Annotated in this window: 12 protein-coding genes and 1 pseudogene; 5 read left to right on the plus strand and 8 right to left on the minus strand. The window is 68.6% G+C overall.

What is annotated here, in order from left to right:
* Positions 1–43: 43 nt before the first annotated feature.
* The 4 genes from GGR66_RS02535 to GGR66_RS02550 form a co-directional block, all read right to left on the minus strand.
* On the minus strand, positions 44–514 hold the full coding sequence (locus tag GGR66_RS02535; protein ID WP_160965323.1) for a protease inhibitor I42 family protein: 471 nt from the start codon (positions 512–514) through the stop codon (positions 44–46).
* Between the two features lie 266 nt (positions 515–780).
* Positions 781–1,362, minus strand: a complete 582-nt coding sequence (locus GGR66_RS02540; RefSeq protein ID WP_160965322.1) for an LON peptidase substrate-binding domain-containing protein — start codon at positions 1,360–1,362, stop codon at positions 781–783.
* Positions 1,363–1,390: 28 nt separating this feature from the next.
* The gene (gene mpl / locus GGR66_RS02545) at positions 1,391–2,836 is read right to left on the minus strand and encodes a UDP-N-acetylmuramate:L-alanyl-gamma-D-glutamyl-meso-diaminopimelate ligase (RefSeq protein WP_184447094.1); all 1,446 of its coding nucleotides are present in this window, start codon (positions 2,834–2,836) and stop codon (positions 1,391–1,393) included.
* A 442-nt stretch (positions 2,837–3,278) separates the two neighbouring features.
* On the minus strand, positions 3,279–3,842 hold the full coding sequence (locus GGR66_RS02550) for an adenylate kinase (protein WP_160965320.1): 564 nt from the start codon (positions 3,840–3,842) through the stop codon (positions 3,279–3,281).
* Positions 3,843–3,987: 145 nt separating this feature from the next.
* On the opposite strand from GGR66_RS02550, the gene GGR66_RS02555 reads away from it, so the two are divergent.
* Positions 3,988–5,244: a 6-phosphofructokinase gene (locus GGR66_RS02555; protein ID WP_160965318.1), complete on the plus strand. Its 1,257-nt coding sequence runs from the start codon at positions 3,988–3,990 to the stop codon at positions 5,242–5,244.
* A 231-nt stretch (positions 5,245–5,475) separates the two neighbouring features.
* Here the strand turns inward: GGR66_RS02555 and GGR66_RS02560 are convergent, their stop codons facing one another.
* Positions 5,476–6,795 carry a hypothetical protein gene (locus GGR66_RS02560; protein ID WP_184447095.1) on the minus strand — a complete coding sequence of 440 codons (1,320 nt, stop codon included), beginning with the start codon at positions 6,793–6,795 and terminating at the stop codon, positions 5,476–5,478.
* A gap of 107 nt (positions 6,796–6,902) precedes the next feature.
* Between GGR66_RS02560 and GGR66_RS02565 the strand changes: the two are divergent.
* Positions 6,903–7,162 (plus strand): annotated as a pseudogene (locus tag GGR66_RS02565) (DUF6434 domain-containing protein).
* A 209-nt stretch (positions 7,163–7,371) separates the two neighbouring features.
* Here GGR66_RS02565 and GGR66_RS02570 read toward each other — a convergent pair.
* Positions 7,372–7,911 (minus strand): hypothetical protein, encoded by a 540-nt coding sequence (locus GGR66_RS02570; protein ID WP_237475246.1) that lies wholly within the window; start codon positions 7,909–7,911, stop codon positions 7,372–7,374.
* Positions 7,912–8,166: 255 nt separating this feature from the next.
* On the opposite strand from GGR66_RS02570, the gene GGR66_RS02575 reads away from it, so the two are divergent.
* Complete coding sequence (locus GGR66_RS02575) at positions 8,167–10,194, plus strand: sodium-translocating pyrophosphatase (protein ID WP_160965314.1); 2,028 nt, start codon at positions 8,167–8,169, stop codon at positions 10,192–10,194.
* Positions 10,195–10,250: 56 nt separating this feature from the next.
* Here GGR66_RS02575 and GGR66_RS02580 read toward each other — a convergent pair whose 3' ends face one another.
* Positions 10,251–10,739, minus strand: a complete 489-nt coding sequence (locus GGR66_RS02580; protein ID WP_184447096.1) for a hypothetical protein — start codon at positions 10,737–10,739, stop codon at positions 10,251–10,253.
* Between the two features lie 195 nt (positions 10,740–10,934).
* Here GGR66_RS02580 and ppa point away from each other — a divergent pair, with 195 nt between their 5' ends.
* Positions 10,935–11,468 (plus strand): inorganic diphosphatase, encoded by a 534-nt coding sequence (gene ppa, locus GGR66_RS02585; protein WP_160965310.1) that lies wholly within the window; start codon positions 10,935–10,937, stop codon positions 11,466–11,468.
* A 158-nt stretch (positions 11,469–11,626) separates the two neighbouring features.
* Positions 11,627–12,742 (plus strand): HDOD domain-containing protein, encoded by a 1,116-nt coding sequence (locus tag GGR66_RS02590; protein WP_184447097.1) that lies wholly within the window; start codon positions 11,627–11,629, stop codon positions 12,740–12,742.
* A 531-nt stretch (positions 12,743–13,273) separates the two neighbouring features.
* Here the strand turns inward: GGR66_RS02590 and GGR66_RS02595 are convergent.
* Positions 13,274–16,129, minus strand: a complete 2,856-nt coding sequence (locus GGR66_RS02595; RefSeq protein ID WP_184447098.1) for a TonB-dependent receptor — start codon at positions 16,127–16,129, stop codon at positions 13,274–13,276.
* Between the last annotated feature and the right edge of the window lie 14 nt (positions 16,130–16,143).

Raw genomic sequence — 16,143 nt, forward strand, 5'->3', positions numbered from 1 at the left:
GGTGCAGCGCTGCCCTGCGGACGCCGACGCGCGACGATGGCGGCTATTTCACCTCGACCCGGATCGAACGCGAGTCGGTGGCACGATCCTCCCAATGCCGCGAGTAGATGAGATTGATCGTGCCGCTGCCGTGATCGGTGGCCTTGAAGGTGTAGGTGACATTGCTGGGGCAGCCCATGCGGCCCGTGGCGCAGGCCGTGCCGGGTGCATGCTCGATGTCGAGCAGCGCCAGCGACGCGGGCAGGCTGCGCAAGGCCCAGGCGCTGCCGGTCGACCCATTCTCGGAGAGGGTCACCGCGAACAGTTGCCCGCGCTGCAGGGCGAACGGCTTCATCGATGGCGTCAGGCAGGTCTTCGGCGGCACCTGATCGGCATTGCCGGTGACCAGGGCGATGGAGCCGCGCGGACAGTCGGGCTGGCTGGCGGTGGGATTGGAGGCCGGCTCGACGGCGATGGCCGGCAAGCTCAGACAGCCGCCGGCGGACAGCAACAACAGCAAGAAGGAACGCCTCATACGAAGTCCTCGATCATGCGTGGATAGGACGTCAGGCCGCCGTGGCGGGATGCCGTTGCCGGCAGCCGAGCGCGGCCGCCGATCGCCGCCAAGCGTCGCCTGCGCCTGCTAGCGGCGCGCTGAACGCCGAATGCGAAGAGTGCGTGGGACGCCTGGGTGTAGCCGATCGAGGGCAGCGCGTGGCAATCGTGGCTGATGGCTACGCCGATGCCGCCGCCGTGCTCTACGCGCAGACCAGGACGGCGATGCCGCCCTCGCCGCCTCGCTCAGGGAATCCAGGCCAGCAACTGATCCAGCCGCGCGTGCGGGTCGTCTTCCTGCAGCAGCGACAGGCGTTGGCGTTCGTCCAGCGGCAGCAGTTCGGCCATGCGCCAGCCGACCCAGGCGGCCTGGTCGAGTTGCCGCGGACCGGCCAGCGGGTACACCGCGGCGGCCTGGTCGAGGATGCTGTCGAGCACGGTCGCCAACAGCGCGTGCTGCGGACGCAGTTCGTCGTCGCCATCGGCCTCGCGCCATTCCACGTCGCCGACGACGAGGCCGTTGTCGCGGACCCGGCTGCGCAGCACGTGGAAGCGCCGCGCGCCGCGCAGGCTCAGCACCAGCACGCCATCGGCGCCGACGTCGAAATCGACGATGCGCGCCTCGGTGCCGAACGCCGCCGGCACCGCCGCGGCGCCGGTCTCGCTGCCGTCCAGGATCAGGCAGACGCCGAAGCCGCTGTCGGTACGCCCGCATTCGCGGACCAGGTCCAGATAACGGCGCTCGAACACCCGCAGCTTGATCGAAGCGCCGGGCAGCAGCACCGCGTGCAGCGGGAACAGCGGCAGCGGGGTCCGCTGCGCGCTCATGCGCCGGCTCCGCCGTGCGCGGCGAGACTCATTGCAGCGCCGCCAGGAAGCGCCGCGGTGCGCCGTCGAAACCGCCGTTGGACATGAACACCACATGGTCGCCGGCGCGCGCCTGCGCCTGCAGCGCCGCCAGCAAGGCGTCCACGTCGGCCGCCGCACAGGCGTCGCCGCGCACCGCGGCGATCACCTTGCCGGCATCCCAGGCCAGCTCCGGCCGCTGCAAGAACACCACCGCGTCGGCGGCGTCCAGCGATGGCGCCAGCGCCTGGGCATGCGCGCCCAGCCGCATCGAATTGCTGCGCGGCTCCATCGCCACCACGATGCGCGCCGCGCCGACCTTGGCGCGCAGGCCTTCGAGCGTGGTGCGGATGGCGGTGGGATGATGGGCGAAGTCGTCGTACACGGTGATGCCCTGCGCCTGGCCGAGCACCTCCAGGCGCCGCTTGACGCTGCGGAAGCGCGCCAGCGCCGGCATCACCTGCGCCGGCGCCACGCCCACCGCGTGCGCCGCGGCGAGGGCGGCCAGCGCGTTCATCACGTTGTGGCGGCCGAGCAGCGGCCACTCCACCTCGCCCAGTTCGCGGCCCTGCTGCAGCACCGCGAAGCGGCTGCCGTCGGCGGCGAGCAGGCGCGCGCTCCACTCGAAGGCCGGATCGAAGCCGAAGCGCTCGACCGGGGTCCAGCAGCCCATCGCCAGCACCTCGCGCAGATGCGCATCCTCGCCGTTGACGATCAGCCGGCCGCGGCGCGGCACGGTCCGCACCAGATGGTGGAACTGGCGCTGGATCGCGGCGACGTCGGGGAAGATGTCGGCGTGGTCGTACTCGAGGTTGTTGAGGATCGCCACCAGCGGCCGGTAGTGCACGAACTTGCTGCGCTTGTCGAAGAACGCGGTGTCGTACTCGTCGGCCTCGACCACAAACAGCGGCCGGTCCGTCAGGGCCGGCTCCTGATGTCCTTCTCCCCCCGGGAGAAGGTGGCGCGAAGCGCCGGATGAGGGTTCTGCAGCCCTAGCCCTCTGCCCCAGCCGCGCGGAGACGCCGAAGTCCTCGGCCACGCCGCCGATCAGGAAGCCCGGTTCGCGCCCGGCCGCCTGCAGCAACCAGGTCAGAATGCTGGTGGTGGTTGTCTTGCCGTGGGTGCCGGCCACCGCCAGGGTGTCGCGCCCCGGCAGCACCTGCTCGCTCAGCCACTGCGCGCCGGAGGTGTAGGCGCGCCCGGCATCGAGCACCGCCTCCACCGCGGCATTGCCGCGCGACAGCGCGTTGCCGACGATCACCTGGTCGCAGTCCGCGGCGATGTGCTCGGGCAGGTAGCCTTGCTTCAGCGCGATGCCCAGGTGTTCCAGCTGCGTGGACATCGGCGGGTAGATCGCCTGGTCGCTGCCCTCGACCGTATGGCCGAGTTCGCGCGCCAGCGCGGCGACACCGCCCATGAACGTACCGGCGATGCCGAGAATATGGATCTTGCTCATGGTCCGATTGTCGCCGATCCCCCGACGCACGCAAACCGGCGGCGCAGCCGGCCCCTGGCCGTGGGAGGCGCTGCATTGGGCGGCGCGGAGTTGGCTCGCCGCTGCGCAGTCAAGTAGGGAATCCCCCACATCGGCTGGGGAAAGTTCCCGATAGGCAAGTCGGGAGCGGACGCTGAAAATGAACGGGCCAGCCTCGACACCCTGTGGTTCTACTCCCCAAGAGACCATCCCCAAGGGAGCTCATGTCGTGGGGCCCTGAGCAAGCCCGTTCGCTGGCACCTTCTTCCGGATCCCCGCCCCGCACCGTGTGTGGCGTGGATGTTGCGCGCCGTGCCTGTCGCTTTGCTGCGCAAGGCGTGCGCCGCACGTCAGTGGATCGGGCAATGCCCTGCACCGTCTGCACGGCCGGCGCCCGCTGCGGGCGCCGGCGTGCCAGGTGGCCTCAGCGGCCGATCGCCGCCAGGATGCGGGCGAGCACGTCGTCCTGCGAGCCGACGCCGTCCACCCGCGCCAGCGTGCCGCGCTTGTCGTAGAAGCCGATCACCGGCGCGGTCGAATCGGTGTAGACCTGCAGGCGCTTGCGCACCGACTCGGGGTTGTCGTCCTCGCGGCCTTCGGCCTTGGCGCGACCGGCGATGCGCTCGACCAGCAGCTCGTTGGCCACGTCCAGTTGCACCACCGCGTCCAGTGGCTGGCCGAGCTTGGCCAACAGTTCGTCCAGCGCGCCGGCCTGGGCCAGGTTGCGCGGGTAGCCGTCGAGGATGAAACCGTTGCGCACGTCGTCGCGGCCGAGGCGCGATTCGAGCATGCCCAGCAGGATGTCGTCGGAGACCAGATCGCCGCGCGCCATCACTTCCTTGGCCTGCACGCCCAGCGGAGTGCCGGCGGCGACTTCGGCGCGCAGCAGATCGCCGGTGGAGATGTGTGGAATCTGCAGCTTGTCCTTCAGGCGGGCCGCCTGCGTGCCCTTGCCCGATCCGGGCGGTCCCAACAGCACCAATCGCATCAACCTGACTCCTCGAGGAAAGTACCGTGCGCGGCCGGCGGCGTTAGACTCGGGGGCCACGCCTGCGCTGCGCCGCAAGATCCCCAGCTTACCGCATCCAGGCAATGTCCCGGCAATGTCCCCACCCCAGGAGCGAGTCCCGACCATGGCCCAAGGCACCCTGCTGTACGCCCAGTCCGGCGGCGTCACCGCCGTCATCAACGCCAGCGCCGCCGCCGTCATCGGCGAAGCGCGGGCGCGCAAGGTCAAGGTGCTGGCCGCGCGCAACGGCATCCTCGGCGCGCTGCGCGAGGACCTGATCGACACCTCCAAGGAATCGGCGGCGGCGATCGCCGCACTGGCCCACACCCCCGGCGGCGCGTTCGGCTCGTGCCGCTACAAGCTCAAGTCGCTGGAGGCCGACCGCGCCAAGTACGAGCGCCTGCTGCAGGTGCTGCAGGCGCACGACGTGCGCTACTTCCTCTACAACGGCGGCAACGATTCGGCCGACACCGCGTGGAAGGTCTCGCAGCTGGCGCAGGCGTTCGGTTATCCGCTGCACTGCATCGGCGTGCCCAAGACCATCGACAACGACCTGGCGGTCACCGACACCTGCCCGGGCTTCGGCTCGGCCGCCAAGTACACCGCGGTGTCGGTGCGCGAGGCGGCGCTGGACGTGGCGGCGATGGCCGAGACCTCGACCAAGGTATTTGTCTACGAAGCCATGGGCCGCCATGCCGGCTGGCTGGCCGCCGCCGCCGGACTGGCCGCGCAGTCGCCGGACGACGCGCCGCAGATCATCCTGTTCCCCGAACGCGCCTACGACGAAGCCGCCTTCCTGGCGCAGGTGCGCAAGGTGGTGGACAAGGTCGGCTGGTGCGTGGTGGTGGCCAGCGAAGGCATCCAGACCGCCGACGGGCGCTTCGTCGCCGATGCCGGCGGCGGCACCGACGCCTTCGGCCACAGCCAGCTCGGCGGCGTGGCCGCGTACCTGGCCGGCAAGGTCAAGGCCGAACTCGGCTACAAGGTGCACTGGACCCTGCCCGACTACCTGCAACGTTCAGCCCGCCACATCGCCTCGCGTACCGACTGGGAGCAGGCGCAGGCGGTCGGCAAGGCCGCGGTGCAGTTCGCGCTGAAGGGCATGAACGCGGTGATGCCGGCGATCGTACGCAGCAGCGACGCGCCGTACCGCTGGAAGATCGAGGCCGCGCCGCTGGCCAAGGTCGCCAACCACGAAAAGAAGATGCCCGCCGGTTTCCTGCGCAAGGACGGCTTCGGCATCACCGAGAAGGCGCGCCGCTACCTGCAGCCGCTGATCCGCGGCGAAGCGCCGCTGCCGTACGGCAGCGATGGCCTGCCCAAGTACGTGGCGCTGAAGAACGTGGCGGTGAAGAAGAAGCTGCCGGCCTGGGAGGGGTGACCCGGCCTGCGCACGCCGGCCATTGCGGCGCAGCGGCGCAAGCCGAGGCGCGCGTGGTGCATGGAGGATGGCGCCACCGCCAGCGAACCCGTTGACGAACGCCGCGGCTTCGCTTCATCGCGTTTGCCGTCCCCGCCATGCCGTTCTGGGCGCCCGTGCCGCGCGTCCTGGCGACTGCCTGGCGCCGGTTAACGCGGATGCAGCGGGTCCATTCCCATCGTGGCGTCAGCTCTAGCGCGCGTCGCGTTCCTGGATGGCATAGCGAACCGGCACCGACGGCAGCATCAACGCAGGGGCGGCGGTGCCCGGCGCGACCAGCGCCTGGTCCACCGCGATCGCGTCGTCGCCCTCGCGCTCGACGAAGGCCTGGACCAGGCGCGTGCCGGCCGTCGGCAACAACGCCTGCGGGATCGGACTCGGCCTGCGGCCCATGCCCTCCAACCATTGCGGACGCCCGGCGACGAGCGTCGTGCGCGGGTGCACCACCTGCAGATCGACCGAACCCGCGAGCAGGCCTACCGTCAGCGGCTTGCCGTGCCGCATCAGCACCACGGATCGGCCATGGGTCTTGGGCTCGGCGATGGCATACAGGTCGGCATCGGGCCGATTCATCGGGATCGGCGACAAGCCCGCCTGGTCGATGGTCAACGGGTCGATTCCCGTGGCGCGCTTGAGCCGCTGCGCCATCATCTCGACCTTTCCGCCCTCGGCCGCGATCGGCCGTTCCGCGACATGGTGTTCGCCGGCATAGATCAGGATCTTGCCGCCGGCGGGAGCTTGCTCGAGCGCGCGCCGGACCAGATTGTCGGCCTGGTCCTGTTCCCGCTGCGCCTGCGCCTGGCCGGGATCGTCGGCATACTCCGTGCGCGTGGTTTCGTACGACACCGGGCGGTAGCCCAGCGCAAGCGACTGGCGCAGGAAATCGGCGAAGACCGGATCGTGCAGGTAATAGCCGCTCGGCTGCCGCACATAGCCGTCTTTCGAGAGCGCCGCCATCTTCTCGCGCGACACGGCATCGTCGGCATCGCGCTTCAACGCCTCCACCGCCAGCGTCGTGTAGCCGAGCGGACGCAAGGCGCGCGCGACCTCCAGCGCGAACGCGCGGCCGCGCGGATCGAGATGGTTCTCGTCGAGGATCACGATGCTGGTCCGGCGCGCGCGGCGGACGATCTCCGCAAGCGCGGAAACGCCGTGCGCGCCACGCAGGTCGGCGAGTTGTTCCTTGGGCACGTGGAAGTCCGCCGTCTTGGCCGGATTGAACGTCGGCATGCCGGTCATGCACGACATCACCTGCGCCCATTGGTCGAACACGTCCGCATCCTTGATGTCGGTCGCCGATGCGACACCAAGATGCGCCAGCAGGCCGAACGAGGCATCCAGATAGCGGCCATGCATGGCATCCTGCACGGATTGGTCGTTGGCGGCTTGAACACGCTTCGCTTCATCGGCCTCATCCGCCGCCGGCGAGGCCGCCGCGGAAGGCATCGCGGCCATACTCGCGGCTGACGCCGTCATCAGGAGCAGGCTGCCGACGATCGATTGAAACCGCATAATGGATGCTCAGGCTTCTGGCGCGTTCGTCACTATTGCGGGGAACCTCGCGGAAGGCAAGAGCGAAAACGGCGCACACGATCGGCAGGAACCGAGAAGGCAGCAGAATGCGCTTCGATTGGCACAACGGCCCGATCACCCGCGCAACGCCGGTGGACGACAGCTATCGCACGACGCAGGCCATGCGCCGCTTCCTGGCGCATGCGTGGCCAACGTCAGGTTCGATCATGTCTTCATGGCGTGGATCGAGGACGGCGCGCCCAAGAACAGGGGCGAGGTCGCCGACGAATGGCTGCGCCGGCGGCAAACAGGATCCGAACCGACTCGATCAGTCTGCATGCAACTGCATGCTGCATACGTTCGATGAAACCCAGAGACGGCCCACGGCAACATGCATCAGCGGCTGAGACACCTACGTTCGGCGACGCCGCTAACGGCGCCGATGATGGCGACCGAGCGTGCAAGCGATCAAGCCGGTCAGGGAAACTCGCCCGACCAGCCGATGTCACTGCCCCGCATCGGCAACGCGGCATCCGCAGCGGCTGATTCCGCAAGGAATGTCGCTACGCATCCGGCTCAACGGCAGGCATTGCCTTCCAGCGTCATCTGCGCAGTGAACTCCGGGACCTGCGGGACCTTGCCGGCGGCCGCCTGCTGCTTGGCCTCTTCCAGATAGATCCGCGACTGGCCCTGACCATCGCGCTCGGTGTTCAGCGCGACCGGCTTGCGCCAGACCCGCACCACTGCCTGCTGCGAAGGACAGGCCGCGCTGGGCACGCGGATCAGATCGTTGAACTTCCAGCCGGTGGCCTCGCTGGGCTTGGCCTGATCGAACTCGACCAGCTTGGCGCGCGGCTGGCAGGTGGGACTGCTGCGCACCGCGGAGAAGCGGTAGGGCTGCGCCGCATCGCCGGTGTACTGGCCCTCGAAGCGCACGCAGGCCTCGGGGATCTGGCGGATGGTGTGCACCACGCCCACCGCCTGCGGCGCACTGGCCGGGCGCTGCAGTTCCGGGGTCGGGTCGGCGGCTGCGGCGGCCAGCGGCGCCAGCGCGCACAGGGTGAGGGCCAGGATCGAGGCGCGGCCGCACGGCCGCCGGGAAATCGTCGAGTGCATCGGATGGCTCCTGGGAAGCGATGCGCCACGCTGCCACGCGCAGACTGAACCGGACGCCAAAGTGCGACGCCCTGCCTGGTCGCTGGCGGCATCACGGAGTCAGGCGCATACTCGCCGCGTTCAGGCCAGTCGACATTGCGATACGCACCAGCGGCGCGCGTTGTGGCCGCGGAGTCGTTGCATGCTTCAGCTCCTCCGGTGTGATCCCACGGTATGTCCAGCGCTTGGGCGCCATCCACATCCTTGGGAGGGGTCATGCTGGAACGATATGCAGTCACCGTGGCACTGGCGTGCGCGGCTCTGGCGGTGCTCTACGGCATCGTCTCCACGCGCTGGATCCTGGCGCAGCCCGCCGGCAACGAACGCATGCGGCAGATCGCCGATGCGATCCAGGAAGGCGCCCGCGCCTACCTCAACCGCCAATACCTGACCATCGCCATCGCCGGCGTGGTCCTGCTGGTGCTGGTCGGGATATTCCTGAGTTGGTACACCGCTGGCGGCTTTGCGATCGGCGCGGTGCTGTCGGGGGTCGCCGGCTACATCGGCATGAACCTGTCGGTGCGCGCCAACGTGCGCACCGCCGAGGCGGCGCGGCGCGGGCTGGCGCCGGCGATGGCGGTGGCGTTCCGCGGCGGCGCGATCACCGGCATGCTGGTGGTGGGGCTGGGCCTGATCGGCGTGGCCGGCTACTACGGCCTGCTGCAATGGCTTGGACACAGCGTGGGCGACAGCCTGCATGCGCTGGTCGGCCTGGCCTTCGGCAGTTCGCTGATCTCGATCTTCGCGCGCCTGGGCGGCGGCATCTTCACCAAGGGCGCCGACGTCGGCGCGGACCTGGTCGGCAAGGTCGAGGCCGGCATCCCCGAGGACGACCCGCGCAACCCGGCGGTGATCGCCGACAATGTGGGCGACAACGTCGGCGACTGCGCCGGAATGGCCGCCGACCTGTTCGAGACCTACGCGGTCACTGTGATCGCCACGATGCTGCTGGGCGGGCTGATGGCCGCCGAGGCCGGGCGCAACGCGGTGCTGTATCCGCTGGTGCTGGGCGGGGTGTCGATCGTCGCCTCGATCGTCGGCACCTTCTTCGTACGCGTGCGCCCGGGCGGCTCGATCATGGGCGCGCTGTACAAGGGCGTGGTGGTCTCGGCGGTACTGGCGGCGCTGGCGTTCTGGCCGGTGACCCAGCAACTGATGGGCGACACCGCCGCCGGCGCCGGCAAGCTCTACGGCTGCGCGCTGATCGGGCTGGTGCTGACCGGCCTGATCGTCTGGATCACCGAGTACTACACCGGCACCCAGTACAAGCCGGTGCAGCACGTGGCCTCGGCCAGCACCACCGGCCACGGCACCAACATCATCGCCGGCCTGGGCATCTCGATGAAGTCCACCGCGCTGCCGGTGATCGCGGTGTGTGCGGCGATCTGGGGCGCGTTCGCACTGTCGGGCCTGTACGGCATCGCCATCGCCGCCACCGCGATGCTGTCGATGGCCGGCATGATCGTGGCACTGGATGCGTACGGCCCGATCACCGACAACGCCGGCGGCATCGCCGAAATGGCGGAGCTGCCGCCGGAGGTACGCGCGGTCACCGACCCGCTGGACGCGGTCGGCAACACCACCAAGGCGGTGACCAAGGGCTATGCGATCGGCTCGGCGGCGCTGGCGGCGCTGGTGCTGTTCGCCGACTACACCCACAACCTGCGCGCCGCGCACCCCACCGAAACCTTCGCCTTCGACCTGTCCGACCACACGGTGATCATCGGCCTGCTGATCGGCGGCCTGATCCCCTACCTGTTCGGCGCGATGGCGATGGAAGCGGTGGGCCGCGCCGCCGGCGCGGTGGTGGAGGAAGTGCGGCGGCAGTTCCGCGAGATCCCCGGGATCATGCAGGGCACCGGCAAGCCGCAGTACGACCGCGCGGTGGACATGCTGACCCGCTCGGCGATCCGCGAAATGATCGTGCCTTCGCTGCTGCCGGTGGCGGTGCCGATCGTGGTCGGCCTGTTGCTGGGCCCGCGCGCGCTCGGCGGCCTGCTGATTGGCACCATCGTCACCGGCCTGTTCGTGGCCATTTCCATGACCACCGGCGGCGGCGCCTGGGACAACGCCAAGAAGTACATCGAGGACGGCCATTTCGGCGGCAAGGGCAGCGAGGCGCACAAGGCCGCGGTGACCGGCGACACCGTCGGCGACCCGTACAAGGACACCGCCGGCCCGGCGATCAACCCGCTGATCAAGATCATCAACATCGTCGCGCTGCTGCTGGTGCCGCTGCTGTAGCCACACGCGCAGTGGGCGCCGGCGACATACCGGCTCCCACTGCGCAGTTTCCGCCGCTACAGGCAGTCGATCAGCCCATCGTTGATGCTGCGTTCGCTGTGCGGCAGCGGCGCGAACAGCGGCCGCTCGCCCGACAGCGACGCGTACAGTGCGTGCAGCCGGGTCTGCGGCTGCAACGGCGTACGGCAGTGCCACAGCCGCGCATCGACCACGACCCGGCCGCTGTCCGGATCGACGCTGGCCTCGCTGGCGCCGAAGCTCCAGATGCACTCCCCGATCACCCCGTCGCGCTGGCGTACCGAACAGCGATAGCGCAGCGGCCGGTAGTCGCTGTAGTCGCCTTCGCAGAAGGTGTCGCCGCAGAGCTGGTCGAAGTCGTGCGCCAGCCGCCGCTCCAGGTCGGCGAACGCCTCCCAGCCCTCGCCGGGGGCGGGATAGTCCATCGCATCCACGTACGTCGGTTGCACCTGTTGCGCCTGCGCAGCGCCGCAGGCCAGGACCAGCACCGCCAGCAGCGGCAGCATTGATCGCCGGATTCCGTTCATCGCCTTGCTCCTTGGGGGACAGTGACCACAGGATCGCCGCCGCCCGATACCGGCACTATCGGAATGCGCCCCATGCGGGCAGGTATGGAGCCCGAAACCGCTGTAGGAATCCTCCGAACCGCCATGCGCTGCATTGCAACAGCCAAGCGACTAGAATGCCTGCCTCTTTAGAAGCCACTCCACTGGAGCTAGCGCATGGGTCTGGAACTGGTCACCTCCGGCAAGAACCTGCCGGAAGAAATCAACGTCGTCATCGAAATCCCCAAGGATTCGGAGCCGGTCAAGTACGAAGTGGACAAGGCCAGCGGCGCCATCTTCGTCGACCGCATCCTCTCCACCCCGATGCGCTATCCCTGCAACTACGGCTACGTGCCCAACACCCTGTGCGGCGACGGCGACCCGGCCGACGTGCTGGTGGTGCTGCCGCTGCCGCTGGTGCCCGGCTGCGTGGTGCGCTGTCGCCCGGTCGGCGTGCTGAAGATGAGCGACGAGGCCGGCAGCGACGAGAAGATCCTGGCGGTGCCGGTGGCCAAGGTGTTCGAAGGCTACGGCCACATCGAGGACATCGCCCAGGTCTCGGGCCACTGGATGGAGCGCATCGGCCACTTCTTCGAGCACTACAAGGACCTGGAAAAGGGCAAGTGGGTCAAGCTCGACGGCTGGGGCAACGCCGAGGAAGCCAAGCGCATCCTGCGCGAGTCCGTGGCCCGTTACGAAGCCGGCGCCTGAGCCGCGCCGCCGTGGCGGGGCACTGCCCCCGCCACGGCTGATCCGTTTCACGTTTTTGGCGTTGCCGGGCGCCGTCCTTCGGGGTTTGCGGTACATTGCGCCATGGCATCACCGAGCCGGGTCCGTCCGCGACCCGGCTCTTCTTGGGGGACAGTCTCTTGCGCATCCTGTTCGTCGGCGACGAAGCCAGTCTTCCGTCCGAAGTCACTGAATACATTCGCGATCTTGGCGAGGACTGGCAGGTCCAGAGCGTCGCTGACGGCAATGCCGCCATCGCTGCGGCGGCCACGGTGCGCCTGGATGCGGTGATCGCCGCGCCGACGCTGCCGGACCTGACCACGGCCACCCTGCTCGGCCAGATCCGCACCCTGAGCCCGGAAACCATCCGCATCGCGCTGATCGAAGCCGAACAGAGCAACCGCGCGCCGCCGGCGCGGATCATCGGCGTGGCGCATCGGTTCCTGCCGCTGCCGCTGTCCCCGGAAATGCTGCTGGAGGCGGTCACCAGCCTGGAGGAACTGCAGGAACTGCTGGGCAACCCGCGCCTGCGTTCCAGCATCGGCCGCATCGAGAAGCTACCCTCGCCGCCGCATCTGTACCTGAGCCTGATGCACGCCCTGGAGCAGGACGAAGGCAGCAACGCCGCCGACCTGGCCAAGCTGGTCTCGGCCGATCCGGCGATCGCGGCCAAGGTGCTGCAGTTGTGCAATTCGGCGTTCTTCTCCAATGGCCGCACCATTTCCGACCTGCGCACCGCCGTGACCCGCCTGGGCACCGCCACCCTGCGCGACCTGGTCCTGGCCAGCGAAGTGTTCTCGGTGCAGGCGCTGTCCAACGCCGAGCGCAACGCGCTGCAGCAGCGCTCGCTGCTGGCGTCCAAGCTGGCCGCGAAGATGCTGCCGACCTCCAGCGTCGAGCTGGGTTCGACCGCGGCGCTGCTGGCCGACATCGGCCTGCTGCTGCCGGGCGTGCGCGACGAGCGCGAGCCGCCCACCGACGCCGACGACACCCGGCCGGGCCACGCCGAAGCCGGTGCCTACCTGCTCGGCCTGTGGGGCCTGCCGATGCCGATCATCGAGGCGGTAGCCTTCCATCGCCAGCCGCAGCGCTCCAGCACCCGCAGCTTCTGGGTCACCGGTGCGGTGCACGTGGCGATGGCGCTGGCCAGCGGCTCGGAGATCGACGAGGAGTACCTGGCCAAGACCGGCATGCTCAACAAGCTGCCGACCTGGCGCGAGCACGCCGAGAATCTGATGGGGCTGACTTCGGCGTAAGCCCATCGTGGTGCACGCGGCCCGTTGCCGCGTGCGCAGACCCTGGCAGGCGCCGTGCGGCGGCGTCACATCGTTTCCGCCACTGCGCCGAGCGCTCTCGGATCACGGCGCCTCGGCATGGTGCCGCTGTGGCTGCCGGTGGCCGCCCTCGCCACAGGACATGCCGGTGGGCGCCCGAACGGCCACGCCTACGCCATGCCAGGTCGCGGCTGAGCCGCTCCTACGACGAGCGCCCGGCGACGGATGCCGGGGCGGCTCTTGTGCCCCTTCTTAAGATCAACCTCTGCCGCAGGGCAGCGGATGCCCGGCGCATGCCGGCACGGCCGCTCACCTTCGCCCGATGCTAACCGGGGCGCCTTGCATACAGCGATCCACAGTCCTCTCGCTGCGTCGCCGCCGCATCGGCCGCAACCAATTGGCTGGGCTGACGGTTCCAGGGCTTGCACAACCCACAGCCACGCTCCAATCGACATAAGGCACAAAAAAAGACGGGCCTTGCGGCCCGTCTTCGTTTTACGCAGTACAGCTGGATCAGAAGCGCTGGGTGTACTTCATGTACACGTAGCGACCGATGTCGAAGCCGCCGTAGTAGGCGAAGCTGCTGTCCGGGGCCGAGTACATCAGCGGACCGCGGTGATCGAACACGTTGTTCGCACCGATGGCGATCGTCGCGTCCCACGGCGCCTTCCAGTTGACCTGCAGGTCGTGGAAGGTGTTTGAGCCGGTGTGACGCAGCGGATCGGCTTCGCCGTTGGCGAAGTGGTCCGGCGCATCGCAGTAGTCCGCGGCACGCGAGATGCAGCTTTCCTTCATGCCGGAGTAGTAGCGCAGGGTGTAGTTCACACCGAAGTCGCCCATCGTCCAGTTCACGCCCAGGTTGGAACGCACGCGGAAGATGCCCGGCTCGCCAACGCGGCCGATCGTGATGTTGTCACCCGCCTGGTTCTGGCCGGCTTCGTCGTACTTGCTGACGTAGCTGGTCTGCCAGTCGATCATGATCTTGCCGAACGCCATTTCCGGCAGACGATAGCGGATGCCCAGATCGTAGCCTTCGGTCTCCATCTGGCCGAGGTTGGCCACGCCGTAGGTCATCGCCGAGATGTGGCCGTCGGCGGCACGGGTCACGCCGGCGCAGCGCTCGGCATTGCCCAGCACATAGCAGTCGCGCAGGATGCGGTCGACGCTATCGGCGATGATCATGTCCTTGATCTCGTAGCGGTACCAATCCAGCGAGATGTCCAGGCCCTGCACCCAACGCGGGCTCCACACCAGACCGGCGGTCTTGCTGGTGGAGGTTTCCGGCTTCAGGTTCGGGTTGGAGCCGCTGATGAACTCGTCCGGGGTCTGGCAAGGAAGGGTCGAACACGGCACATAGCCCTGGCCCACCTGGGTGTAGCCGACCGGCACACCGGCCGCAGAACACGCCGCATTGCCGTTGACGCTGTTCGGCGCGCCCACGCCGCACGGATCGACGTACGACTCGAAGCTGCTGTTCAGGCCGCCGTACAGATCGCTGATGGTCGGCGCGCGGAAGCCCTCGGCGTAGGTGCCGCGGACCAGCAGTTCGTCGATCGGCTTCCAGGTGAAGCCGAACTTGGAGTTCACCGTGTCGCCGAAGTTGCTGTAATCCGAATAGCGGCTGGCCAGGTTCAGGGTCAGCTGCTTGGCGAACGCCATGTCGGCCAGGATCGGCACGTTCAACTCGAGGTAGAACTCATCCAGATCGTAGTTGCCGGCGGTGGTCTTGGCGCCCAGGCCGGTGCTCTCACCCGACTGCGCGAAGGCGTCCGGCGCGAAGCGGCCTTCTTCCTTGCGGTGCTCGTAGCCGACCGCGATGCCGAGGTCGCCCGCCGGCAGCGTCGCCAGCGTGCCGCTCAGGTTGGCGGTGTAGCTGGTGGTCTTGGTCAAGCCGGTATCGGTGAAATCCGGGAACAGGAAGGTCTGGGTGTCCGCATCGGCCAGCGAGCCCGGGCCTGCCACGCCGTACGGCAGCAGCGGGTTCCACGGACGGCAGGCGCTCAGCGGCACCGGCGCGGCGGCGGTGCCGCACTGGGCGACGCCGCTGGCGTTGATGAAGGACGAGCCCAGCGCCTGGCGCGAGGCGATCAGGCTCATGTCGCCGTGACCGGTCTTGGTGCTCTCGTTGCGGTTCCATAGCGCACCGACGTCCCAGTCCCAGGTCTTGTCGGCGAACTCGAAGGAGCCGCTGATGGTCGGCGCGAAGCGCGTGGTCTTCAGCTTGCTCTCGGTGGTGCGCGGCACTTCCCACAGGCGGCGGCGGAAGTCGATGTCCTGGCCGATCGGGTTGAACGCGCTGTCGCCGGCCAGCGGCGTGCCGAACGCGGCGGACTGGTACGGATAGCCGGCGATCTGCTGATCGGTGGTGCGCTCGTTGTAGAGCACGTCGGCGTTGAAGACGATGGAATCGGTCAAATCGTAGTTCGCGTTGGCGAACACCGACTTACGCTCGATGCCGGTCTGCACCATCATCTGCTGGTTGGAGTTGGAATACTCGGCAGGGGTCAGCGGATGGTAGTCAGCCGGGTTGTTCGGGTTGCCGCCCTGGTTCAGCGTCTGCCACACCGCGACTTCCGGATCCGAGCAATCCACGGCCAGCGGGTTGCACCAGCTGCCGTTCTGGCTGATCGGGCTCCAGCCGCTCGGCGTGGAGTTCGGGCCACGGCTGCCATCGCGACTGAACCAACGGTTCTTGGCGAACACCGGATCCTGCTTGGAGTACTCGGCAGTCAGCGCCACGCCACCGCGCTCGCCCTGCGTGCCGATGGTGAAGGAGTACTGCGAGGTCTTGCCGTCACCTTCGCCGAACTGGCCGAACTCGGCCGAGACTTCCGCGCCGTCGAAGCGCTTGCGGGTGATGATGTTGACCACGCCGGCGATCGCGTCGGAACCGTAGATCGACGAGGCGCCGTCCTTCAGCACTTCGATGCGCTCGATCGCCGCCATCGGGACCTGGCTCAGATCCTGCAGGCCGGCGGTGGTCGCGCCCAGGCGCTTGCCGTTCAGCAGCACCAGGGTGCGCTCGGCACCGAGGTTGCGCAGGTCGACGTAGTAGCCACCGACGTTTTCGCCGGACGCCAGCGCGTCGGCGCGCGAGATGGCCGGGGAGCCGGCCGAGGTCAGGTTCTGCAGCACGTCGGCGACCGAGGTATAGCCCTGGCGCTCCAGCGCCTGGCGGTCCAGGGTCAGGATCGGCTGCTGGGTCTCGACGTCGGCGCTGCGGATGCGCGAACCGGTGATTTCGATCCGGTCCAGCGTGGTGGTGGACGAGGCGGCGGCTTCTTGCGCGCCGGCAATTGCCGGCGTCAACGCGATCGCGATGCTGGCGGGCAGCAAGCCCAGCCGCACTGCGGAAGTGCGAAGGTTCATCAATCTCTCCAGGG

The sequence above is a fragment of the Xanthomonas sp. 3498 genome, from assembly GCF_014199795.1.
Classification (GTDB): domain Bacteria; phylum Pseudomonadota; class Gammaproteobacteria; order Xanthomonadales; family Xanthomonadaceae; genus Xanthomonas_A; species Xanthomonas_A rydalmerensis.